20 protein-coding genes are annotated in these 23,293 nt (G+C 42.6%); 11 read left to right on the top strand and 9 right to left on the bottom strand.

Annotated features, from left to right (window positions below):
- Positions 1–61: 61 nt before the first annotated feature.
- The 3 genes from ACUN2T_RS11520 to maeB all read right to left on the bottom strand — a co-directional run bounded on the left by ACUN2T_RS11520 (position 62) and on the right by maeB (position 4,285).
- Complete coding sequence (locus ACUN2T_RS11520; protein ID WP_445497576.1) at positions 62–865, bottom strand: TonB family protein; 804 nt, start codon at positions 863–865, stop codon at positions 62–64.
- 153 nt (positions 866–1,018) lie between these two features.
- Positions 1,019–1,894: a ChaN family lipoprotein gene (locus ACUN2T_RS11515; protein WP_445497575.1), complete on the bottom strand. Its 876-nt coding sequence runs from the start codon at positions 1,892–1,894 to the stop codon at positions 1,019–1,021.
- A gap of 111 nt (positions 1,895–2,005) precedes the next feature.
- Positions 2,006–4,285, bottom strand: coding sequence for an NADP-dependent oxaloacetate-decarboxylating malate dehydrogenase (gene maeB / locus ACUN2T_RS11510; RefSeq protein WP_445497574.1), 2,280 nt, complete (start codon positions 4,283–4,285; stop codon positions 2,006–2,008).
- 576 nt (positions 4,286–4,861) lie between these two features.
- On the opposite strand from maeB, the gene ACUN2T_RS11505 reads away from it, so the two are divergent.
- The 5 genes from ACUN2T_RS11505 to ACUN2T_RS11485 all read left to right on the top strand — a co-directional run bounded on the left by ACUN2T_RS11505 (position 4,862) and on the right by ACUN2T_RS11485 (position 8,066).
- Positions 4,862–5,497, top strand: a complete 636-nt coding sequence (locus ACUN2T_RS11505) for a response regulator (RefSeq protein WP_011146941.1) — start codon at positions 4,862–4,864, stop codon at positions 5,495–5,497.
- 194 nt (positions 5,498–5,691) lie between these two features.
- Positions 5,692–6,075, top strand: coding sequence for an ArsC family reductase (locus tag ACUN2T_RS11500; RefSeq protein WP_445497573.1), 384 nt, complete (start codon positions 5,692–5,694; stop codon positions 6,073–6,075).
- A 1-nt stretch (position 6,076) separates the two neighbouring features.
- Complete coding sequence (gene dapE, locus ACUN2T_RS11495; protein WP_445497572.1) at positions 6,077–7,204, top strand: succinyl-diaminopimelate desuccinylase; 1,128 nt, start codon at positions 6,077–6,079, stop codon at positions 7,202–7,204.
- Positions 7,201–7,890, top strand: a complete 690-nt coding sequence (locus tag ACUN2T_RS11490) for a M15 family metallopeptidase (RefSeq protein WP_445497571.1) — start codon at positions 7,201–7,203, stop codon at positions 7,888–7,890. The genes dapE and ACUN2T_RS11490 overlap by 4 nt, the downstream gene beginning before the upstream one ends.
- Positions 7,878–8,066 (top strand): YpfN family protein, encoded by a 189-nt coding sequence (locus ACUN2T_RS11485; RefSeq protein ID WP_445497570.1) that lies wholly within the window; start codon positions 7,878–7,880, stop codon positions 8,064–8,066. Before ACUN2T_RS11490 ends, ACUN2T_RS11485 begins: the two co-directional genes overlap by 13 nt.
- Here ACUN2T_RS11485 and ACUN2T_RS11480 read toward each other — a convergent pair.
- Together ACUN2T_RS11480 and ACUN2T_RS11475 are read right to left on the bottom strand one after the other, a co-directional pair.
- Positions 8,017–10,068 (bottom strand): tRNA(Met) cytidine acetyltransferase TmcA, encoded by a 2,052-nt coding sequence (locus ACUN2T_RS11480; protein WP_445497569.1) that lies wholly within the window; start codon positions 10,066–10,068, stop codon positions 8,017–8,019. The two genes, ACUN2T_RS11485 and ACUN2T_RS11480, sit on opposite strands and share 50 nt — an antisense overlap.
- A gap of 5 nt (positions 10,069–10,073) precedes the next feature.
- Positions 10,074–10,526 carry a DUF441 domain-containing protein gene (locus ACUN2T_RS11475; RefSeq protein ID WP_445497568.1) on the bottom strand — a complete coding sequence of 151 codons (453 nt, stop codon included), beginning with the start codon at positions 10,524–10,526 and terminating at the stop codon, positions 10,074–10,076.
- A gap of 548 nt (positions 10,527–11,074) precedes the next feature.
- Between ACUN2T_RS11475 and ACUN2T_RS11470 the strand changes: the two genes are divergently transcribed.
- The 6 genes from ACUN2T_RS11470 to ACUN2T_RS11445 all read left to right on the top strand — a co-directional run bounded on the left by ACUN2T_RS11470 (position 11,075) and on the right by ACUN2T_RS11445 (position 19,084).
- A complete protein-coding gene (locus ACUN2T_RS11470) occupies positions 11,075–12,142 on the top strand; it encodes a radical SAM protein (RefSeq protein ID WP_445497567.1) in 1,068 nt (355 codons plus the stop codon).
- 577 nt (positions 12,143–12,719) lie between these two features.
- Positions 12,720–13,730, top strand: coding sequence for a hypothetical protein (locus ACUN2T_RS11465; protein WP_445497566.1), 1,011 nt, complete (start codon positions 12,720–12,722; stop codon positions 13,728–13,730).
- Positions 13,727–14,221: a hypothetical protein gene (locus ACUN2T_RS11460; RefSeq protein ID WP_445497565.1), complete on the top strand. Its 495-nt coding sequence runs from the start codon at positions 13,727–13,729 to the stop codon at positions 14,219–14,221. The genes ACUN2T_RS11465 and ACUN2T_RS11460 overlap by 4 nt, the downstream gene beginning before the upstream one ends.
- Before the next feature lie 17 nt (positions 14,222–14,238).
- A complete protein-coding gene (locus tag ACUN2T_RS11455) occupies positions 14,239–18,630 on the top strand; it encodes a condensation domain-containing protein (protein ID WP_445497564.1) in 4,392 nt (1,463 codons plus the stop codon).
- An 11-nt stretch (positions 18,631–18,641) separates the two neighbouring features.
- Positions 18,642–18,860 (top strand): hypothetical protein, encoded by a 219-nt coding sequence (locus tag ACUN2T_RS11450; RefSeq protein WP_445497563.1) that lies wholly within the window; start codon positions 18,642–18,644, stop codon positions 18,858–18,860.
- The gene (locus ACUN2T_RS11445) at positions 18,857–19,084 is read left to right on the top strand and encodes a phosphopantetheine-binding protein (protein WP_350305331.1); all 228 of its coding nucleotides are present in this window, start codon (positions 18,857–18,859) and stop codon (positions 19,082–19,084) included. The genes ACUN2T_RS11450 and ACUN2T_RS11445 overlap by 4 nt, the downstream gene beginning before the upstream one ends.
- Positions 19,085–19,101: 17 nt before the next feature.
- Here the strand turns inward: ACUN2T_RS11445 and ACUN2T_RS11440 are convergent, their stop codons facing one another.
- The 4 genes from ACUN2T_RS11440 to ACUN2T_RS11425 all read right to left on the bottom strand — a co-directional run bounded on the left by ACUN2T_RS11440 (position 19,102) and on the right by ACUN2T_RS11425 (position 23,293).
- Positions 19,102–20,310, bottom strand: coding sequence for an alpha/beta hydrolase family protein (locus tag ACUN2T_RS11440; RefSeq protein WP_445497562.1), 1,209 nt, complete (start codon positions 20,308–20,310; stop codon positions 19,102–19,104).
- Between the two features lie 490 nt (positions 20,311–20,800).
- Positions 20,801–22,018: a condensation domain-containing protein gene (locus ACUN2T_RS11435; RefSeq protein WP_445497561.1), complete on the bottom strand. Its 1,218-nt coding sequence runs from the start codon at positions 22,016–22,018 to the stop codon at positions 20,801–20,803.
- On the bottom strand, positions 21,997–23,118 hold the full coding sequence (locus tag ACUN2T_RS11430; protein WP_445497560.1) for a non-ribosomal peptide synthetase: 1,122 nt from the start codon (positions 23,116–23,118) through the stop codon (positions 21,997–21,999). Before ACUN2T_RS11430 ends, ACUN2T_RS11435 begins: the two co-directional genes overlap by 22 nt.
- Complete coding sequence (locus ACUN2T_RS11425) at positions 23,078–23,293, bottom strand: AMP-binding protein (RefSeq protein WP_445497859.1); 216 nt, start codon at positions 23,291–23,293, stop codon at positions 23,078–23,080. Before ACUN2T_RS11425 ends, ACUN2T_RS11430 begins: the two co-directional genes overlap by 41 nt.

Here is a 23,293-nt window from a genome sequence, read left to right as displayed (position 1 = left end):
CCCTTTAGTTTTCAGGGCAAACCGTGCTTGCTGCCTTAGCATATCTGCTGTCCTTAAGTCGCTAAAAGATTCGATTAGTTAAATTAAAATCAATCGGCAGTTCTATCGTAATTTCACTGCCTTTTAAAACGCTATCAGGAGGAATCGGTAATGGCTGCGCCCTCGCCAGAACTTGCTTCGCTTCCCTGTCCAGAGAATGGGTACCTGAGCGACGGACTAAGTCGCTGTTAGTTACATAACCCTGTTTATTAATGGTGAACCTGACTGTAGGCCGGCCAGTGCGGTTTCTTCTCTGTGCATCCTCGGGATAACGTTTATAACGGTTCAAATGCCCAATAACCTCAGCTCGCCATAAAGCATCCGCATCAACGACAGTATCTGAATCACTGTTATAAGAGGCCGCAACCCTCGAAGTCAAATTAGCCGACATAGCGGTACTGCTTACCCTGGCAGCACTATTCTGAGATTTTTCACTCTCTTCCTCTGCCTGCTGTCGCTTCACTTGCGATGTTTTCTTCAGCTCTTCCGGGTTCTTTTTTTGTTTTTTAGGCTTATGCACCCGTATTTGAGCCTGCTCATTTTTAATAAGCTCAGGTGTTTTCATCTCATTGACCGCACTTTCCTGCTGCCGACTGGCAACAGAAAGCTGCTGTTCAATACCAATAGATTGTTTCTGTACTTGATGTGTTGCTTCTGTCAGCAATGAAAATTCCATCATCACGGCCGGAGGGGGCATCAGTTCACCAGAGATTTCTTCTGGCTGATAGATAATCCACACAATCCAAATGAGGTGAGCAGCAATAGCAACAGCTAGTCCTTTTTTAAAAGGACTGGTTTGAAGGATGGGGTTTGTCAGCGTCAACATGGATTACAGCGCATAATTTTAATTATCATTTAGTAATGATAATTAATTTCATATGCTAATGAAAATTATTTTTATATATATCGTTAACTTGCGCACATCCATGTGCCAAGGCCCTTTAACTACCGGAAAGAAACCATCATTTACTTAAAATATCTATGGTTTTTTTGCTGGTGTATACCAGATATAGTCAGCATGTTGACTGTCCAATACATGGCCTTTTTCAGCCATAATCAGCACCACCAGATCCTCTTGTGGTGACAGATCCTTAACATGTAAAGGAACACCCATTATTTTCGTTGCATGGTATGCACCCGCAATCAATGTGGCAGGTGTCGGGGCTTTAAGTAACTGCTCTGCCATTCGTCGATCCCGCATTTGCTGAATCGTTGTCATAACAGATAATTGGTGTGCTGTTATTTCACCGCCGTGAGCATCTTTAATCGTCGCTTCAATCCGCGATTTTACATTTTTGGCAACGGAAATATCTCCCTGGAGAACCGGCGGGTTGCAGCAAACAGCTTTAACTTCACTGCGATTCAAGTTTGCAAACAGTAACGGATAAGGCTGTTGCATAAGCTCCATGACCAACCCGCCATACAACTGCCACGGCCAGCCATCGTGCCATGCCAGCAACTCTTTTATACGGCTTTCACGCACGCTAGGTTTAGTTTGCAACCAACTTTTAACTTTATTCACTTTTTCCTGCTGGTCAGGGTTAATCATTTCCAGCAAAACCGCACCATGTTCTCTTTTAAGATAAAGTTGCTGAACCAACCAAAGCTCAATCTGATGATGGTATGGATTATCGTGTTTTTCACCCACAATGATCCGCTGGTGTGATGCCAATTGGTTGATCAATTCATCAGGCGTAAGAGCGTTGCCTGTTTTGAGATCGACAATCACCCCTTGCTGGGTCAGTACGGGTGAAAGCACTTGAGGCGTGGGCTTTTGTTGTACAGATGCACACCCGGATAAGATAAGTAAGCCACAGATAATCAGAAAAGATTTTACCGCAGTGAGAAATGTCATAACGTCCGTTATCCATATAATATTTTTCGGCATCATATAGATAATAAGAATTATTTACAATAAACAGCCCGGTTCCCTCCAGGGAACCGGGGCCGCTTTAACCCATTAGTATTATAACGGATGAGTCTGCGCTTCAACGGCTGCCAAAGCGACCATATTGACAATACGGCGGACAGAAGCAATTGGCGTCAATATGTGTACCGGTTTCGCGACACCCATCAGCACCGGACCAACGGTAACGCCTTCAGAGCTGGTTACGCGCAGCAGGTTATAACTGATACGGGCGGCTTCCATATTTGGCATAATTAACAGATTCGCCGCCCCCTTCAGTGGGCTATCCGGCATGATGTCACGGCGGATACTTTCAACCAACGCGGCATCACCATGCATTTCACCATCAATTTCAAGTGAAGGTGACATTTTGTTGACCAATTCCAACGTCCGGCGCATTTTCTGGGCTGAAAGGCCATCCGCAGAACCAAAACTTGAATGAGAAAGCAACGCAACTTTTGGTTCAATACCAAAACGGCGAACACTTTCTGCGGCCATGAGCGTAATCTCAGCCAGTTGTTCAGGTGTTGGATCATTATTGACATAGGTATCGGCGATAAAAGTATTACCACTTGGCAAGAGTAATGCGTTCATTGCACCAGCAGTATGGACCCCATCACGGAAACCAAAGACATTTTTCACCACATCATAATGTTCACTGTAACTGCCCACGGTGCCGCAAATCAGGCCATCAGCCTCCCCTCGCCGCACCATAATTGCCCCAATCAAGGTTGGATTACCAATGACTGCCCGGCGCGCCTGTTCCGCAGAAACGCCTCGACGTTTCATAATCTGGTGATATTCTTGCCAGTATTTTTTGAAGCGTGGATCGTTCTCATTATTGACGACCTCAAAATCTTTACCCGCCTCAATATGCAGCCCCAGTTTCTGGATACGCTTTTCGATAACACTTGGGCGGCCAATCAGGATCGGATAAGCCAATCCAAGAGAGATCAGCTCTTGAGTCGCATGCAATACACGCACTTCTTCCCCTTCAGCCAAAACAATCCGTTTTTCCGCTTTTTTGGCCTGGGAAAAAATAGGTTTCATAAACAAGTTTGTTTTATAGACAAACTCATTCAGTTTCTCTATATACGCGCTAAAATCTTCAATCGGGCGGGTTGCCACGCCGGAATCCATTGCTGCTTTAGCCACTGCCGGGGCAATTTTAACAATCAGGCGTGGATCAAATGGCTTGGGAATAATATATTCCGGGCCAAAAAACAGATCCTGATCATTATAGGCAAAAGCCACTTCTTCACTCTGCTCTGCCATCGCCAAATCAGCAATAGCGTGAACACAAGCCAGTTTCATCTCTTCATTGATGGTTGTCGCACCAACATCCAGCGCACCACGGAAAATGAATGGGAAACAGAGAACATTATTAACCTGATTCGGATAATCAGAGCGACCGGTACAAATGATGGCATCAGGGCGAACCTGTTTAGCCAATGGCGGCAAAATTTCTGGCTCAGGGTTTGCCAGCGCCAAGATAAGGGGATCTTTCGCCATGGTTTTCACCATGTCCTGAGTCAATACGCCCGGCCCAGAACATCCGAGGAAAATATCCGCGCCAGGGATAGCATCACCTAATGTACGGCTGCCATTGTCTTCAATCGCATAGGCTGCTTTAGTTTCTTCCATATTTTCATCGCGGCCACGATAAATAACCCCTTTAGAGTCACATACCACGATATTTTCACGTTTCAATCCAAGCGCAACCAGCAAGTTCATACAGGCAATTGATGCAGCACCTGCACCAGAAACCACCAGACGAACGTCTGAAATCTCTTTTTTCATAATCCGCAGGCCATTCAGAACAGCCGCAGTACAAATAATCGCGGTGCCATGCTGGTCATCATGGAATACCGGAATATTCATTTTTTCCCGGAGTTTTTTTTCAATATAAAAACATTCCGGTGCTTTGATATCTTCGAGGTTAATTCCCCCAAAAGTCGGCTCCAGTGCCGCAATAATATCAATTAATTTATCAGGATCAGACTCATCAACTTCGATATCAAATACATCGATACCTGAGAACTTTTTAAACAGTACGCCTTTTCCTTCCATCACTGGCTTACCTGCCAGTGCACCAATATTCCCCAATCCTAAGACCGCCGTACCATTAGAAATCACAGCGACAAGATTGCCACGCGCAGTATATTTGTAAGCTGCTAATGGATCTTTTGCAATTTCCAGGCAAGGCGCGGCAACACCTGGTGAATATGCTAAGGCCAAATCTCGCTGAGTTATCAGAGGCTTAGTTGGCGTAATCGTGATTTTCCCTGGTTGTGGAAACTGGTGAAAATCCAATGCACTCTGTTTTAATTTTTCATCCATCGTCGGATCCTTTATATACATTATCTGGAGTAAGAGCGGGACCAGTATAATGGGTACTGTGTGCTAAATCATAACATTGACAGCATTTTACCCATAAATTAGCACTTTTTTGCTCACAAAAAACACGACTGAATTTAACCCATCAATACCACTGACTGAGTATGGGAACATCAATAAATAAACATTATAATTTATATAATATTATTTGAGTTATAATAACCATGATAATTATAACTAATAAAAACTCTCAACATAAATTCAATTAAAATAAATTTTATAAAAGAAAACAAATCTAATAATTATATTTATAACAAATTGATTTACAATATTATTTTTTACATCAATGTTATATGTTTTTGGTGAAAATTACTCATCTTCTTTTTTTACTTATCAAACTAATTTGCGCTATTTATATTTTTATATCAGGATGTGCTTTCTGGACTTACAGAGCCATCAATTCTGTAAATCAATCGGTTTTGAGAAAATTTTTCATAGTAATTTAATTTAGGGCAGACCCATTCATTACTGCCTTTTAATCGTGCATTTCGTGGCTTTAATCTTTTAGGGAGAAGGAAAATGTATAACCATTCAGTGATGATAGTTGATGACCACCCTCTCATTCGCCATGGCTTGAAACAGATTGTAGAGCTCGATCGAGCACTCACCGTAACAGCAGAAGCTGACAATGGTGAAGAAGCAATAAATATTGCATGCAAACTGAAACCTGATGTCATTATGATAGATCTCAATATGAATGGTCTTTCTGGCGTGGATACGATTAAATCTATTCGTAGAAAAGGGATCAACTCTTATGTCCTGGTATTATCTGTTTCAGATGACCGTAATGATGTTTACGCAGCCATTGACGCAGGAGCCAATGGCTATTTACTGAAAGACAGTGACTTAGATTCGCTATTAAGCAGTATTCGTCACGCAGCCCGAGGGCAAACTGTCTTTAGTGAAAAAATATATCAACATCTGGCTAACCGCCATAAACATGTTGATCCTTTATCTGAATTGACCAAGCGTGAATTAGATGTCTTAAAAGAAGTTTCCAGTGGCATGACCAATAAGGAAGTTGCTGATGTCCTCTTTATTTCCGAAGAAACGGTGAAAGTACACATCAGAAACTTGTTAAAAAAACTAAACGTACGTTCCCGCCTGGCTGCAACAATTATGTATCTGCAACATAGGAAAAATGGCGTAGCTTAATATTTTTTCCTGAGCCGCCCTCTTTGGTTTATTACCGGGGGGCGGCTCTTATCGCTATGATGACAGGCCGATAAGATTGTGTTCCCCCCTTTGGATATCCCAGATAATAAAAATCAGGATATCATCTAGAAAAAACAGGTATTTTCCAGCATTATATTTAGGTATTTACATTCTTTTTTAAGGATCTCTTAATTATGTCGGATAAATCTTCTCAGCCTGTTTTTACTCTCTACGGGATCAAAAATTGTGACACCATGAAGAAAGCCCGTCGTTGGCTGGAAGAGCAGGAAATCGCTTACCTGTTTCATGATTATCGTGTTGATGGATTAGATGCCATGCTTTTGCAGTCATTTATTGACAAACTTGGCTGGGAACCATTAATTAACACCCGTGGTACAACCTGGCGTAAATTGGGTGATCAACAACGCGCGACAATCAATAATGCTGAAGCAGCAAAAGCGTTAATGCTGGAACAACCGGCTATTATCAAACGTCCACTGTTAATTTCTGCAAAAGGTGACTGCCTGCTGGGTTATAAGGCAGATGAATATCAGCAATTTTTTGCTGAGGCACTCTGAAATGACTTGTCCTGTAATTGAACTTGCACAACAACTGATAAAACGCCCCTCTGTCAGCCCGGATGATCAAGGTTGCCAGGATATTATGATCGCCCGTCTGCAAGCCGTTGGCTTTACCATTGAACGGATGCCTTTCGGCGACACAAACAATTTCTGGGCCTATCGCGGCACAGGCCCGACGTTAACCTTTGCCGGACATACTGATGTTGTCCCTGCGGGCGACGAATCTCAATGGGAACAACCCCCTTTTGAGCCGACGATCCGTAATGGCATGTTATATGGCCGGGGCGCGGCAGATATGAAAGGCTCGCTGGCTGCCATGATTGTCGCAGCTGAACGATTTGTTGCCAATCATCCCAACCACAATGGTCGCTTGGCCTTTCTTATTACCTCAGATGAGGAAGCAAAAGCCACCCATGGCACAGTTAAAGTGGTTGAAGCCTTAATGTCCCGTAATGAACGGCTGGATTATTGTCTGATTGGTGAACCTTCCAGTCAGTACCACCTTGGCGATATGGTGAAAAATGGCCGGCGCGGTTCCTTGACGGCCAATCTGACTGTACAGGGTATTCAAGGCCACGTTGCCTATCCGCATTTGGCTGATAACCCAATCCACCGGGCCCTGCCGGCCTTACAAGAGCTGGTCAACACCCAGTGGGATAAAGGAAATGAATTTTTCCCGGCAACCAGTATGCAAATTGCCAATATTCATGCCGGAACAGGCAGTCATAACGTGATCCCAGGGAATTTGCAGGTTCAATTCAATTTCCGTTTCAGTACGGAACTGACCGATAGCCAAATCCGTGAACGAGTTGAGACAATCCTAAAAAATCACAATCTAAATTACACGATTGAATGGATATTGCCAGGCCAGCCTTTCCTGACAGCCAAAGGCGAGTTAGTCAATGCCGTCATACAGGCAATAGACCATTACTGTGGCTATAAACCTGAATTATCTACCAGTGGTGGCACATCAGATGGACGGTTTATTGCTCAGATGGGCGCTCAGGTCGTCGAACTGGGGCCACTCAACGCAACAATTCATAAAGTTAATGAATCCGTCAGTGCTGCGGATCTGCAACAACTCAGCCGGATTTATCAGCGCGTTATGGAGCAACTCATCCAATGATAACCGCAAATATGTTAACTGGCCTGGCTACCGGGCACTTGATTTCTCTCTCTGGCAATCACCGATTACAACCAGAAGCAATAAAATCTTTTCTTTCCATACAGCAAGCAGCGGCACATGCGGGAATTCATCTGCAACCTGCCAGTACATTCCGCGATTTCCAGCGTCAACAAGCTATCTGGAATAGCAAATTCCGCGGCGAACGCCCGGTATTAGATGAAAATAGCCAACCAATGGATATCACCCAATTAACAGAAGGAGAACGTTGTCAGGCTATTCTCCGCTGGTCTGCCCTACCCGGTGCCAGCCGCCATCATTGGGGAACTGAACTGGATATTTATGATCCAACGATGCTACCGGAAAACCAAAAATTACGGCTGGAGCCTTGGGAATATGAAAATGGCGGTTACTTTGAACCGCTGACACATTGGTTGACAGAGAATATGGACCATTTCGGTTTTTATCGTCCTTTTATCGGTAACCGTGATGGTGTCGCTTATGAACCGTGGCATATCAGTTACCGGCCACTATCCGAACAACTGGAAAAACTGCTGACTAAACAGATATTATTGGATGTATGGCAACAGCATGATATCGCAGGTATTGACTGGTTATCAGCTAACTTGCCTTATATATTTGAGAACTACCTCGGTACTGCGCAGGAGATAACCCAATGCAATGGTTAGCTGATTATTGGTGGATTATTTTAGTTTTATTGGTTGGCGTTCTTCTCAATGCAATTAAAGAATTACGCCGCCTGGACGTCAAAAAATTTCTGGATAATAAACCAGAGCTTCCTCCTCACCGGGATTTTAATGACAAGTGGGATGAAAAGGACGACTGGCCTCAGAAAAAGCAGTAGTCCATTCTTGCCAATGCCTAGCCAATTTCTTGTCGAGACTTACCAACGCCTGTGCGGTTTCTTGCCGCCAGAATAATGTTAATGCCTTATATCCGCTTAACTTAAACGCAGTCACACACTGCTCAATACTCATCGCCTGCTGGAGATGATTTCTCAGTGCGAGCAGCGGCAAATCACTGTTCAGTAACAATCGTTGCAAAGCCGGTAATGAAGCAGAAAATGGCCGGTGAGCAAATGCAAAACCGGCAAGCTCCCGCCAATCACTCTGATTCAGATGGCGGTCAATTTGGTAATCCACAGGCAAGCTGAACCCAATCTGAGACTCCAGCCAATATGCATCACGGGCAAGCTGTTGTTGTGCCTGAATACAAAGTGCCATTCCCTGCTGACTCAGTGGAAAAATTGCCATTGCGGTATAACAACCGCTACTGGCTTCCAAATGGGTTCCCATACGGACCAGTTGGAAACCACATTTTTGCCATAATGCCCACAGTTCAGCGGTATAACCAAAGCTGACAGACATAAAATCGATTCCCTGCCCTTCTGCCCTTGCCCGCTGAAATGCGATCATTCCCTGAGCAATACCCTGTCTGCGGTTGTTAGCCTGTACGGCAACCCGGCTAATCCGTTGAGATTTCAGGACTGCCGCCTGAGGTAAACCACTGTGGGCCGCTAACGATTGAGCAACCAGATTTCCTCTGGGGCGACGCCTGCCTGCCCATACTTCATGTGCCAGCTCAGGCGACAATCCACCTTCGTCAACCATCCACAAAGCCCCTGTCAAAGTCTTATCTCCAAGCGCTGCGATAAACTGCATTCCTTTAGCATCAAGTACACGCCGTAAATCCACAGGTGAAGTTTTATAATGAGCGCTGGTTAATATGCCGTAAAACTGTCTCAGCAATTCAGGCTGTTTAATCCATTGTTGCTGATGATATATGTGATAACGGATCGCCTTATCAGAATTGTTTGCCGGGACAGCATCCTCAAATAATAAAGCGTTTTCCAGCCAGTTCTCCAGAGGATCATTCTCAGCCCAACGTACAGGCGCTGTCAGATTCAATATATGACAATCAGGAATTTCAGCACAAAATTTAAGTAAAAATCCCCGCCCTGTACCTTCATATCCCTGCACAGTTGTCGTTAATAATACCCGGGGGAAATAACTGATCAGCTCAAATAACTGAGGCGTTGGAATAGCTGCGGCTTCGTCGATAAGCAACCAATCAATATCTGACACACAGTTTTGTCTGCAATATTTCAGCAAATTATCTACTGCCCAAAATTGCCCTTTTTCACCCGAATAGCCTCTGATGATTTCAGTCGTTGCTTTTGCCGGTGCCGTCAGCCAGCAATGATCCCCTTGCCATTGTTGCATTAACATACCTGCAAGCGTCGATTTACCTCGCCCTCTTGGCGCCGTAATTACCCATACTCCCTGATTTGCCTGCAAAAGTTGCGCTAAAATGGCATGCTGGCTAACGGTGGGATTGCCATCAGGCAGTTGCCACTCGCTGTATTGCGGAAATTCAGGCAGGTGAAGAAAAGTATTTTGCCGCCATAGCAAAACTTGACGATCATTAATAAGTTGTCGCTGAATATGCTGAATAAAGTGCGGCGTTGGGATAACGTCTAATTGATCATTCCAACGCATGCTATCCTTATCCGATTGATAACACCATTGATACCACGATGGAACCATCATGACCAACCAACTTCCGGCCTTTAATGTACCCGCTAATATTGCCAGTGCTTCCGCATTAAAACCTTCGGTCGCATCAAATATTCCGTGCAGATATTCCTGACCTAATAAGCTGAACGCTTTTGCGGGGGGTACTGCTTTCTCTTTACGATAAGAAATCCACAACCAATCACCGGCAAATTTCTGCTGTAACTCATTAGCCTGCTGATAACACCAATCATAATCTCCACTCAACACCAGCAAACGACGTAATCCTTGCCGCTGCATTTCCGCCTGTATCGCACTCAGTTCCGGCAACATAACGACTACGATTTACCAATCAGCAATGACAAAATCCCGGCAGCAATCAGCGGCCCCACCGGAACACCTTTAAACAAGGCAACACCCAATACTGTTCCCACCAGTAAACCCGCAACAGTGGATGGCTGGTTAGACATTAATGAAACTCCGCGGCTGCCCAGCCAAGAGACTAATACACCTATTGCGATTGCCAGTAACGATCTCCAATTCAAAAATGAATGAAGAACCGCTTGTACCGTAATTTTCCCGCTGGCAATGGGTGCCATCACCCCCACAGTCAAAATAAGTACACCGATAGTCAACCCATATTTTTCCACCCAAGGGAAGAATTGATTTAGTGGTGTTATACGGATAACCAGCAAGAGCAACATTGCAAGAGTAACGGTCATGTTGTGGCTGATGATACCCAATGCCGCCAACACCAGCAGCACAAGTAAAGTCGGATCAAGATGGCTCATAAATTTCAATACCCTATAACAGCCTATATTCCATCAGGCCAAGGCAATTTTCCCTTATGTCACATAAATGATTGGTATCTTCCTACTAATTCAGACAATTAACAAGTTTATAATGGGAATATTTTTTCTATATAAAATAAACACGCTCAACAAATGGATATTTTTAATTAATTGAGTGATTAAAGGACTATTATTGCCAAAAAATTGCAAGAAATAATCTTGCATGCCATCAATAAAATCACCTTGTTAGGCTAAAACAACCAAAGTGATTTTCTATATAGAAATCTTTTAGCTTAAATAGCATATAATACTTCAACGATAGAATAGTTACTTCAATCCCTTCAGAAATCGTTATTCTCTATTTACTTTACCCTCCGTTAGAAACACCCCCTCTTTTGTGAGCAAGCTCTAAATAAGTATTTTTTTAACAACTCATACTTAGCCCGAACACTCAAAAATACAAATTCAACTAACCAATTCATTGCAAAATAAATTAATACTGATAATAGTAAATATCGTCTGACCTTTAATCCAACAGGGAGTAAATTATGTCATGTTTTCCCACCGGATATTGGGAACAATATCCGAATACTGCCACAGTGATCACAACATATACTTGCAATGCTGCCTGCAAAGAATGTTGTTTTGAATGTAATCCCTCGGTGAAAGCACGTCTGAGCCTGGATGAAATTAAACAATTTATTACACATTCAAAGGCCAATTTCCCAGGGCTAAAATTAGTCGTCTTCAGTGGTGGAGAGTGTTTCCTGTTAGGTAAGGATCTGATTGAAGCCATTCGTTTCGCCTCAGATCACGGCTTATTAACCCGCTGCGTAACTAACGGCTACTGGGGAAAAAACAGAGAAAAGGCACAAAGAATCGCCCAAGACTTAACCGATTCCGGTATTACAGAAATAAACATCAGCACCGGGAAAGATCACAGTGAATGGATACCCATCGACAGCGTAGTTGCGGCAGCAGAAGCATTAGCCGGGCAAAATATTACGACACTGATTACCGTAGAACAGGATACCGCTGATTCTGCCATTGCGACACAAATCACACAGCATCCGACCATCAAGCACCTCAAAGAACAAAACAAAGTTAACTTACAACGCAACACATGGATGCCATTCTATGACACCAGTGAAGAACGAAAAGACGTTCCAAACCGGGATGATCAACTGGCAAAAGGGTGCGATCAGGTCTTTGAAAATATCGTGCTGACACCACACGGCGAAATTTCCGCCTGCTGTGGGCTGACATTAGAGCATATCCCTGAGATGAAACTGGGTCGGTTGCAGGGAGGCGATTTATCCCAGCTTTTCAAAGGACAGGAAGAAGACTTTATGAAAGTCTGGTTGCGAACAGAAGGACCGTACAAAATTCTAAAAAAATATCGCCCGCATGATAGCAACATTAATCTGGAAAAAATCGTTCATCCCTGCCAAGCCTGTGCCCATCTGCATAAAGACGAAGGAATACGCCAGAATTTGTTAAATAACTATCATAAGGAAATTATTCCGGTGATAAAGAAATTTAATGCCAAAGAAAGGCTGGATTTGATCTGCTATTCAGCAGAAAAAAATGCCGTTAACTTAACGGAGGAGTCATAATTCAACGACGTACATTTATTAGCACCGTGGCGGGGGCAGCTGTTGACCGTATAATACTACAGCATTGAATCCATGCCTTAACACCATACTAATCAATATCACCATGATCACTATTTATCGACGATAAGATTTTTATTAAATAAGGTGGTCATCAAGGAAAAGAAATGTTTTATTCTTCTTTAGGAATATTTTTACCTGCTGTTTTGTGAGCAGACTCTAAATAAGCAGATTTTGTAATAAGATATATTCAGTTTAAACGCTCAAAATAAAAATTTAATCAACTAATATATTGCAAAATGGAGCTATCCGGCTAATAGTTAGTATCGCCTACCCTTTAATAGCTCTGAGGGAGAATTATTCTATGCTTCACCACTGAACATCAGGAATAATATCAAAATATTGTTACAGCAATCACAATATACACTTACGATAAATATCGTTGGTAAGAAATATTAGCTAGATAATTATTATATGAAATTATTTCAGCAACAAAGAAATTTAATAAGAAAAGGTTAGCACTCATCTTATAGAGCACCCAGTAAAAAAAGAATTCCGTCAACTTAGAAAGGAACGAATCATGAAAAGACGTACATTTATTGGCGTAGCAGCCGGAGCCGCTATTGGCAGTGTCATCCCAACCGTTAATGCCAGTGCTGATAGCAATCGCCTCTTTGGCGTGCCACGTTCATTGCTCTCTCCAGGAGAGGTTGAAGAAAATAAGTTAAGGCTGTCAATGTCAAACGCGAAACTCCCGGTTGAAGTTTGGGACGAGATCATCACCTATAACCGATTTTGGGAAACCATCAAACAGCAGCCCAACTTAGCATTAGAATACAGGGAATCACCGGAGAAAGTCCTGGCTGAATTCAATATAGACAAAAATATCGTTAGTCCCGGTTCAGCAGAGGAATTACTGTTATTCATCACTTATGATAAGGATTTGATGAATGCAGTAAAAACCAATGACTATGAAGAATTATTTTCCCGGCTAAAGGCCTATGGTTTAAACGAAAGAGGTTCAAGCCTGAGGAGCCGGATCAACCATCATCTCAATCAAGACGCCAGCCTTGTTGCACATTTTAAAGAACATATCGAATCCTACTCGCTTCAAGATACAAACAGCCCTCCCCTTATCAGGTTGAAGGAAATTCTGGAACCTTTGAACAGTGAAGACGATACCAGCATCGAAATTGCCCGTCTTGTCGTAGGGGCAAACGTGGTTGCGGCGGTTAATGTGGCTGTCGGCACCAGAGTCGTCGCGGCAGTGAATGCAGCGGCGGCAGTAAATGTAGCAGCCTATTTGAGCCTCGCAGTGCAAGTAGCCGTCACTGTATGTATGGCAAATTATTTACCCAAAATCGATCACAGTGATCTTTCAACCGGCACGGCTTCTCTTCATCTTGCCAGACTCTATAACAATCAAAAGATGGTGGACACTCTGGTCACAGAAGCTATCCGCAGGGAAATCACCGCTTGCCTGTTTGCTGCGCAAAAATGTGGTTATATCAATCTGCCGGCGACACGCGAAGAGCGTAAAGAAGTGATTCATCTTTTTACCAAATTATCTTTAGGAATGGCCGCAGTATGAGCAATATCGTGGGATTGAATCCAGATTTAAAAGTCATATTAATGAACGTCGCCATGTTCGTCCTGATCGCCCTGGTTTTTCTGCCTATACCATACTGGCTTAATAACAGTAACCCAAATAAGCTGGCGGCAAGCATTACGACGACTCTCTTCGTGGTCATTGCCTTATTTATAAGCTATCAACTGCTAGCAAATAAAGCGGTGGTCAAGGAAGGGAAATTATTGGTGAAGTCCGGAGTATATTCACATGAATGGGCTATTTCCTCATTGCACCGAGAAGAAAGCGTTTCTCTGGAAGATTTCCATCGCAGTAATGGTATACATATTATCCATTATTCGTCGGGATATTACCAAAAGAAACGAAACAAATATTTCATTCTACGAGTCAGCAAACGCCCTTTAATATGCTTTAGTGCAGAAGGTAATATTGGATTATGCATAGATGAATCTGTTTTCGAAAAAATAAAGGGCGAATTACGAGATAACATATAACGTGGAGCAGCAAAATAATGGAATATAGCGACAATGATTGGCCGTTGAACTATACACAGCTCCGTTTAGCCATTGCTAATACTGTTGCTGACGATAAATCTGTCTTCAATGTCGGCGAATTCGTCAGCTTCAATGACCATATTAGCCTGGAAAGATTAGAACAGGCCATTATGACCATTCATCGCTTCAATGATGGTTTTTCCTTACGTTACCGTATTTCTGAGCAAAATATTTTTCAGGGGAAGTGTTCCACACCGATCGAAATTATATCAATAAAATTGTCAGATCCGGCAGTAGAACACGTGACAAAAGCCGATTTCGACAAAAGAATCACTGAGCCATTGGCTCCTGAAAATGGTGTGACGATCCGGCATTATCTTTATTTTAATAATATTGGCTGCTGCTTTTGGGGGATTATCGCTCACCATGTCGCCACAGATTATTGGGGCATAGGTCAGTTGATTCACGATGTTTTGTCCTGTTATGAACAACAACTATTCCACCCAACATCAGAGCCTGTTTTTACCTACCAGGCTTATCTCAACGATGTTAAATATAAAGCAAGCACGCATTATGCCAACGACAAAAACTATTGGGATAATTACCTCAGCCAACTTCCCAAATTAGAGGATTATGCCAGTAAACGCCTGTTTCCCTCGAAAGCAATTAAAGTGAGCCGACCACTCACCGCAAACAACGATAGTTTTACCTTTAATAATAAGTTAATGATGATACTGGCCTTATGCCTGCAAATGACCAAACGGGGCCGTTTATCAACAAGCATTATTAATTTACCTTTCTCTAACCGACGTGACAAAGGAGAATACTGTTATTATCGCCCGGCAATGAACACCTTACCTCTTATGGTTTCTTTATCGCCAGAAACAACGATAAAACAGATCCTCACGGAAATGCAGTCGCAAATTAGTCTGCATAGCAGGCATAGCCGTATTGATATAAGTGATTTGAATGATGGCGCGATAAGTCGAGCAGATCAATTAACCGCTGCTCCTTATGTCAATTTATTGCATGAGATTGAACATGATCTTATGAAAAATAATCGCGCGATTCGCGGCTGTATGACTTCCGGCGCAGTAAATGATTATGGGGTTAATATCCGGTTTTCTTCTGACGGAAAGTCAGCATTAGTTGAATTGGATGCAGGAAGCCGCTTGTACAGTACCTTTACCGCCGATGCTTTGATTGATGATTATTTACGTATTTATAACGCCATTGCAGAAAATATCAATGAAACTATCGAAACATATTGGGAAAAATATAAAAAAATTGAACGCATGGACAATATAATATCTGACATAGAGACGCCAGATAATATTTTCGTTAATCACCCCATCAGAGAGAACATAATTACCAGAATAGCGCAAATCGCCACAATATCGCCGGATAAAAAAGCAGTAACTTGCGGAAATCAAACCACAATAAACTCCGCATATTGCTTTAATTACCATGAACTTTACAGTAAATTATTAACTTTCAGCCAATTGCTATTATCCTATCCGCTAAAAAACCGAAGGGTAGCTGTGTTATTACCCAAAGGAATGGAATCCTTATTGTCTATATTAGCAATCCATACTGCGGGATTATGCTTTATTCCAATCAACATGACATTCGGACGAGAAGAAATCAGCAATATATTGCGTGGGCTGGATATCGCTTTATTAATAACTTCTCGTCACCATCATGAGAAAGTGAATGATATTACTAATACGCCTATTTTCTTTATTGAAGATATGAACACACTTCCTTCCGAGATATCTCTGGGAAATGACATAAAATGCCCAGCGACCAAAGAGGATGAAGCCTATATCTTTTTTACATCAGGCACCACCGGAGTACCAAAAGCAGTACCGATAACGTTCAAGGGGCTTTATGCTTATTTAGCCGCTATGACAGATAGATATGGCATTCAACAAGATGACGTTATTCTTAATTTCAGTACCCCGGTTTTCGATGCTTATATTGAAGAGGTATTTGGCTGTTTTTATCAGGGAGCCACACTGGCAATTGCCAGTGACCATATGATCGTTGAGCTTGATTCACTGTTTTCATTTTGCCATGCACAATCGGTAACTGTCGTTAACTTTCCTACGAATTATTGGCACCAAATTGTCTTTTTCCTGCACGCGACTATTAAAGAATTGTCACCCACCATCAGAATGACAATTATCGGTGGCGATCTGGCAATGGATAAAGCCATTCACCATTGGTTGGAAAAAGTAGGATGCGGAATTTCTCTGATTAACTCTTATGGTCCAACAGAATGTTGTGTTGTGGCAAGCTGTCACAAAATAGATGATGAGTTCCAGCCCGGTAATATTATTGGTAAAGCACTGGCAAATAGTTCTATTGTCATTCGCGAATATGGAACTGATAATATCATCATCGGCAACAGTGGAGAAATATGTATTCGTGGGGATTCTATATGTACAGGATATATTAATGACAATCGGTCAACCTCGCGTAAATTCTTACAGTTGAACGATGGAGAAATCTATTATTTAACGGGAGACCGAGGATTTTACGATGCCCAGGGAAATTTAAATTTCATTGGACGATTGGACAAAAAGCATAAAATTGATGGAAAACGTGTCGATCTGGCAGAAATGCAAAAAATACTTACAGCGGCAACTCATATTGATGAAATTCATTTAACGATAAAAGAGAATGAAACCGGGTATCAGTATATCAATATATTTATCCCTCATGATTCATATTCAATTGCACGTCACGACATCGTCTCATTCCTGCGTGGATGTTATCCAAAATTACAGGTGCCTTTTATTATCGAATCAGCATTATCCAACTATTCCACCGCCGTGACAGAGTTGAATAAAGAAGATAATGTTTCACCGATTAAAGGGGAAAAACGCGAAATATTTTTTACATTATGGCGCGAGGTCTTTGGCGATAGCGATAGAGTTGTTGATGAAGATACGGATTTCTTTGACGCAGGCGGTACTTCGCTTAAAGCATTATTGCTCATTAATAAAATCCAGCAATGTTTTGATTGTTCTATCCGCCTGGAAGATTTCTACCAGTCCCCCAGATTGGGTTATTTATTGCAATCTGTCATTCAACAGGGACAGATGCCGGTGCTAACCCACAAAAATAGCACCTGCCTGACAGAACAGCATGACCAGTATTATTGGATAATTGATACTATTGCTAATCGTTCAGGTGCCCATAATATCCCGTTATATTATTATCTGACCGGTAATATCGATTTAAAGAAATTACGCTCTGCTTTGCTGTATACCATGCAATGTTTCCCTGCTCTCCGCCAAAGAGTCGCCATGACGGATGGGCAACTCTCTTTAACCCACTCATCTGCAACCGAAGAAAACCTGCCCTTCGAATATATCGATCTGACCCATGCTACTGGCATCAATATTGAGATTTCATTGCGCAAGATCTTAAATAATATGGCCTTCAAGCCGATGTCATTGCAGGACAGTCCACCGGTATATTTTAAGTTGTTGAAAATAGCAGAGCATAAGCATTACCTTTTGTTAAATTTCCATCATGCATTTTGTGATGGAATGTCGATTGCTTATGTATTGCAACAATTATCCTCAGCTTATACGGATAATGCACCGAAAATTGCAGCAACTGTAGAAACAAGAGCTACTGTAATTAATCCACGTATGTCGGATGAAACATTAAATTTTTGGACAGAAAAATTGCTCAACGTACTTTCTGTTGCCGAACAGCAAGATATTACATCAGGGGCTAATCTTCGGGTTCGTGGCCGACGCTACTCAATGCCGTTGTCTCCTCAATTAATTACCACGCTGTCCTGCGTGCAAAAGAAACACTCGGTGACTCTGGAACAGATCGTGATTGGGGCATTTCTGATGACCATCAAATCATTACTCAATAAAGACGAATTGATCCTAGGTATCCCTTGCGCCAATCGTGTTTCTCCTGTGCCATTCGATGGTGTCGGCAGCTTTGCTACAACGTTGCTACTGCCCTATGTTACTGCGGAAACCTCATTAATGAACGTATCCAAATATGTCCGTAATTTCCTGATGGATGCAAATACCCATTCAAATATCTCGCTGGCGTATCTGAAACAACACCTTCACCACCACCACGGCATGCAGTTACCGGAAATCATTTATTACTTCTCTTCTCAAATAGGATTCTCCACCGGTTTATATCTTGGTGAAACCCATTGTACAAAAGAGAAAATCAAGGGACTCAAGCCTAAAGGGGATATCGCGCTCGAACTGGTAAATTCACCAACCGGGATGGGTCTGGAGTGGCTCTACGACGATGATATTTTCTCTGAAGATATCATCAGCGACATGGGGCTGTTTTTGCTTGATTTATTAGATTGCATAGGAGTTGAGCATAACTTAGTGCCTGGCGATACGGAACGATAACAACAACTAAAATGGATGCTGATTGTGCTGGTCAAAAAAAAGAAATGGGCAGTTATCACTATCATGGGGATGCTGTCGAAGCAGGTAAGCTGGTTGCCAGCATTGATGACACGTTTTATCGCACCAAAGTTGAAACAAGCCGCGCACGGCTGGAAAAATTACGGGCCATGCTGAAGGAAGAACAATACACCTATGAACTTCTATTTAATGCAGCTTTGGAGACACAATGAAAAATCAGCTTTTATATGAAATTTTACACCGGGAAATCATAACTCTTCACCCAGACGTTGAGGCAATACCGGCAGATGAAAATCTTTTTGATATCGGTTTCGACTCGATAAAAATGCTGATGCTGGTTGATCGGCTAAAATATGCAGGGTATCCAGTCAAATTTGCGGATTTGGTCCGGTGGCCGACAATAAATGACTGGGTCAATCTGATGGCAAAAGATTAATGTCGCAGCCTGCTGTTTCATGATGAGTGGTGGCTGATCCATGCAGCAAGATCTGCAATCACCTGCGCCGAGATCTGCCCTGGTTGCAGATAATCCTCTCCACCAGCACATCCAGTCGTGGGCAACAAAATATGATTTAATCCCGTATAGAGTTTGAACGCCACCTGTTTATTGCCTTTCAATGCGGTTTTCCACATTGTGAAGTCAATATCATGCGGAACCTGAAAATCCTGATCGCCTTGAGCGAAGAATAGAGGCATCGCGGGCAAGCTGGTTAAGCAGGTAAATGCGTGGTAATCCTTAAGCTGCTTGAGATAGCTATCCGGTACTGCAAGGAAATCTGCGAGGGATGTGCTGTTTTTCCCGCGGGTATCTGGATTAGTGGTACATCCTGGGGGTAAATTGACATCTTGTAACTGAGATAAAATCACTTGAAGTAAACTACGAAAAGGCGTGGCCAGCATCGCAATGCCGATAATATTTCTACCTGACCTTTGCCGCAAATTCTTTGCAATTAGCGGGCTGACATATCCGCCGAAACTATGCCCGACAAGGAATACGGGCACATTATAGAATTCAGCATGTTCTATCAGACCAGCTAAAATATTGCATGCATCATCAATCACCTCGGTGTTGAGATCGATAGCCTCAGAGTCAGTATTCCCCTGACAGGCGCGATAATAACGTTTGTCAAAACGCACACTGGCGATACCATGTTGGCTTAATTCATGTGCCAGCATGCGGAACAGTGGATTAGGTCCAACATCATAATCCATCGAATGTGGACCAGAACCCGCAACCAATAGTACAAGCGCTGTAGTATTTTGGGAGGATGGCAGGCACACCAGACCGTCAGGAACATCTTCAAAACCAAACTCCCTTAGTGTTTTTTCAGTGAAGACACCTGATTTTTCATGCGCATCAGGTCGCGGGCACGGAACCAGCATAAGCGAACTAATTAGCTGATCTTTCAGTCCAATATAAAAATTAAGTTTTCCATTCAAGGTATTTAGTCGCAGATGGCAAGCATCTTGCTGCCGGGAGATAATATCAATATCGGAGTTACACAAACTGTCTGCCAGCGCAGTTAAGGCCAGATCATCAGCCGCCATACGCAATGGCTCACTCATCAATTCCCTGGCCCTTTCCCACTGCTCATCAAACAACGCAGTTATTAATACCTGTATTTCCCCATCCAATGTGGTAATTAAACGCTTAACAAGCATGTCTTTTCTCAGTTTCCGGCGGCCACAACCGTAGTACCAGAGATCTCTCCTGCATGACCGATATAAGGGAAATCTGCTAATCGATCGGCTGCTGACTCAAACAGTTCGTCCATTTTGAGTACAGCATCCGGATTTCTTACAATAAGGTACTCCATATCGCCTCGCTATCCAAAGCGCTTGAGGTGTCCAAATCACGTTCACTTACGAGTCTTAACCTGTTCTCTTCGAGCCGCAAAAATCGCTTTTACGTCGCTATGCCCAACACCGTTACCTTCTTTTACAGATTGGCGTGCAATATCAACTTTTTCTTGAAGGAAAGCGCAATATTTATGACGCTGGACATACTCACGCATCAAACAGCTTTTTTACCCATAGCCCCTCCTCGTTTGATATAGAAAAAGCATATACCATTTCATTACCCAAAAATAACGATAAAAAGAACAGTTCGCAGAATGCGCTTTAGCTTCCTACTTCCCAAGCAAAGCCCTAATTACGATAAGTACGTTAACGGGTCCTCATCCGATGCCAGTGTGTTGATCACCTTAAGCATACACACGACAAATTTTTCAGAAAAACCATCACCAAAACAATTTTCATCTGCGGTGACATCAACAGATAACTTATATCCTTGTCGTTCATTGATGACTTCAACCCTGATGGGCAAACTGGTGTGATCCCGCACATCCTCCTCATCATCAACCATTCCACTCTCCAACAACTCATTGAGTCGGTGAAAATGAACATAACTGAAAGCCGCCTCAAAAGGAGATCCACCAATTATCTTTTGTACCTCAGAATACGGAAAGCGACGATAATGCAATATTTGACTTTCAACATCGAAAGCTTGTCTGGCAAGGTCGTGCCAATCTTGTGCTATAGTCAAATCTAACGTTAATGGGACATGGTTAAGAAAAAGGCCTAATGTCAAATCAGCTCCCAAGGCTTCCGGCCGACCATTGACAGACATACCGACAATTGGTGTTCTATCTGCTAACTGGTTGGCTACCGTGACAAAAAAAGCTGTGAAAAATATGCTCTTAAGCGGTATACCCCATTGTGAAGATTTATCATGCAGTAATCCGGCAGTATCGGCAGGAACTGAAGCTGAAACTTTACAATAATGAGCGGTTGGATTAGCTCTCTTTTTCCCTCGTCCATGATATCGACTGAAATAAACTCTGGCACTTTCATCCTGAATAACTTCTCGTTCCAGCCGGACAAATACCTCTGGAGAAACCGGTTTTTCCAGCAATATTGAAGTACCCTCCAACCTGGCTTTGTAGAGCTGTAGCAGTTCAAATATGAAAACAGATTCACTCCAGCCATCCAATATTGCATGATGAAATGAATAGGAAAGTTTAAACTTACGATCATCCAGTACCGCAGCATGTACCCTCATCAATGGAGCAATTTCCGGGTCAAATTGTTCACTTAACTGCTTAACAACCTTTTCATGCAATAATTGAATATCCTCTTGTTCCTTGCCAGCATAGCTTTCTACCTTGAGCGGCAAAGAGGGTAAAGATTCTACAAGCTGCATCGGTTCTGAAAAAGTCGCAAGATCGAAGCGTATACGTAAAGAAGGATGTCTGAAAGCCAGTTCTTGAAGCACATCGCGAAAAATATGCTCATTGAGAGGCAAATTGATATGCCGTGAAATCACATCCAAGTAAATAGTTTTACTACTCAGCAAACCTTCAAATAACATACCCAACTGTAACCTTGTCGCAGGGTATGCCGCTTCAATTCCCAAAGGTAATAGTTGCTGATCTGCATGGCTAATAATGAATCCCCACCAAGAGCAAAAAAATCTGCTTCAGGGCTAACTTTGAAAGGACCAAGGATGTTGTTCCAGATTTTCGCAAGCAAAACCTCAGCAGGCGTCAATTCATCCTGGATTACAAAGGTGTCTGCTCTTTTTTCATTCTCCCAACTCGCCAGTCTTTTGCGGTCTATTTTACCACTTGAGGTAAGTGGAAGCTGGCTATGAATGATAAATCTATTGGGGCACATATATTCAGGGAGTTTATCTTTAATGTACCGAGTAAGGATATCGTCCGTTAATACCGTGTCGATATTAACGGTAAGATGTGCAATAAGCTGTGTTGACTGCCCTTCCTTGTGATCACTGAGCACAACGCACACTGAACTCACCATTGGATGCGATTCAATAATCTTTTCAATTTCAGCCAGTTCAACCCTGTGCCCCCTCACTTTAACCTGATCATCAAAACGTCCAATAAATTCAATAAGCCCCTCTTCTGACAACTGCCCTATATCACCTGTGGCAAACATACGGGCACCGCGCAGATGAGAGAATGGGTCTGGAATAAAATGTAAGCTGGTTAATCCGGGTTTATTTATATATCCCCGGGCCAAAGAGAGACCACCAATATATATTTCTCCATATTCACCCGGTTCAACCTGACGAAGGACCGGATCCAACAGATATAATTTCGCACCCTCAATGGCATTTCCCAATGGCAGCCGGGAGACTTCCGCTCCAACATTAATCATGGGATAGCTGCTAACCAGCGTCGTACCTTCCGTCGGACCATAAACATTATTGAAAAGAAATACTTTCCTATCTGTCAATTTGCGTGAAATATACTTCCGGGCATGTTTGGCTGCCATTGCATCACCGCCAACAATCAACTGACGTACATTGTCAAGCGACTCTGGTCGGTGATCAACCAGTACATGGAATAGTGCCGGCGTTAAAAGCAATGTCGAAATCTTTTGATCAATGAGACACTTTGGTAATTCATCAAGCGCCTGATAGGAAGGAGAAGCTAAATAAAAGAGCACCAAAAATACTGGTATTTCCAAGATCAGAAGCAAAAGTTGTCGTACAGGCAAGACTATTCGGCAATGGTCCTACACGCTCAACAAAAGCAGTAAAATAATTAAGGATAGAATAGTGTTCTATAGCAACGACTTTAGGCGTACCAGTTGAACCAGAAGTAAAAACCCAATAGGCGAT

The organism is Photorhabdus machadonis (assembly GCF_052657765.1).
This window is presented reverse-complemented; position numbering and strand designations above follow the sequence as displayed.

Coding starts and splice junctions, on each gene's coding strand:
- ACUN2T_RS11520 (WP_445497576.1), bottom strand. CDS start 865: ATGTTGACGCTGACAAACCCCATCCTTCAAACCAGTCCTTTTAAAAAA.
- ACUN2T_RS11515 (WP_445497575.1), bottom strand. CDS start 1,894: ATGACATTTCTCACTGCGGTAAAATCTTTTCTGATTATCTGTGGCTTA.
- maeB (WP_445497574.1), bottom strand. CDS start 4,285: ATGGATGAAAAATTAAAACAGAGTGCATTGGATTTTCACCAGTTTCCA.
- ACUN2T_RS11505 (WP_011146941.1), top strand. CDS start 4,862: ATGTATAACCATTCAGTGATGATAGTTGATGACCACCCTCTCATTCGC.
- ACUN2T_RS11500 (WP_445497573.1), top strand. CDS start 5,692: ATGTCGGATAAATCTTCTCAGCCTGTTTTTACTCTCTACGGGATCAAA.
- dapE (WP_445497572.1), top strand. CDS start 6,077: ATGACTTGTCCTGTAATTGAACTTGCACAACAACTGATAAAACGCCCC.
- ACUN2T_RS11490 (WP_445497571.1), top strand. CDS start 7,201: ATGATAACCGCAAATATGTTAACTGGCCTGGCTACCGGGCACTTGATT.
- ACUN2T_RS11485 (WP_445497570.1), top strand. CDS start 7,878: ATGCAATGGTTAGCTGATTATTGGTGGATTATTTTAGTTTTATTGGTT.
- ACUN2T_RS11480 (WP_445497569.1), bottom strand. CDS start 10,068: ATGTTGCCGGAACTGAGTGCGATACAGGCGGAAATGCAGCGGCAAGGA.
- ACUN2T_RS11475 (WP_445497568.1), bottom strand. CDS start 10,526: ATGAGCCATCTTGATCCGACTTTACTTGTGCTGCTGGTGTTGGCGGCA.
- ACUN2T_RS11470 (WP_445497567.1), top strand. CDS start 11,075: ATGTCATGTTTTCCCACCGGATATTGGGAACAATATCCGAATACTGCC.
- ACUN2T_RS11465 (WP_445497566.1), top strand. CDS start 12,720: ATGAAAAGACGTACATTTATTGGCGTAGCAGCCGGAGCCGCTATTGGC.
- ACUN2T_RS11460 (WP_445497565.1), top strand. CDS start 13,727: ATGAGCAATATCGTGGGATTGAATCCAGATTTAAAAGTCATATTAATG.
- ACUN2T_RS11455 (WP_445497564.1), top strand. CDS start 14,239: ATGGAATATAGCGACAATGATTGGCCGTTGAACTATACACAGCTCCGT.
- ACUN2T_RS11450 (WP_445497563.1), top strand. CDS start 18,642: ATGGATGCTGATTGTGCTGGTCAAAAAAAAGAAATGGGCAGTTATCAC.
- ACUN2T_RS11445 (WP_350305331.1), top strand. CDS start 18,857: ATGAAAAATCAGCTTTTATATGAAATTTTACACCGGGAAATCATAACT.
- ACUN2T_RS11440 (WP_445497562.1), bottom strand. CDS start 20,310: ATGCTTGTTAAGCGTTTAATTACCACATTGGATGGGGAAATACAGGTA.
- ACUN2T_RS11435 (WP_445497561.1), bottom strand. CDS start 22,018: ATGTTATTTGAAGGTTTGCTGAGTAGTAAAACTATTTACTTGGATGTG.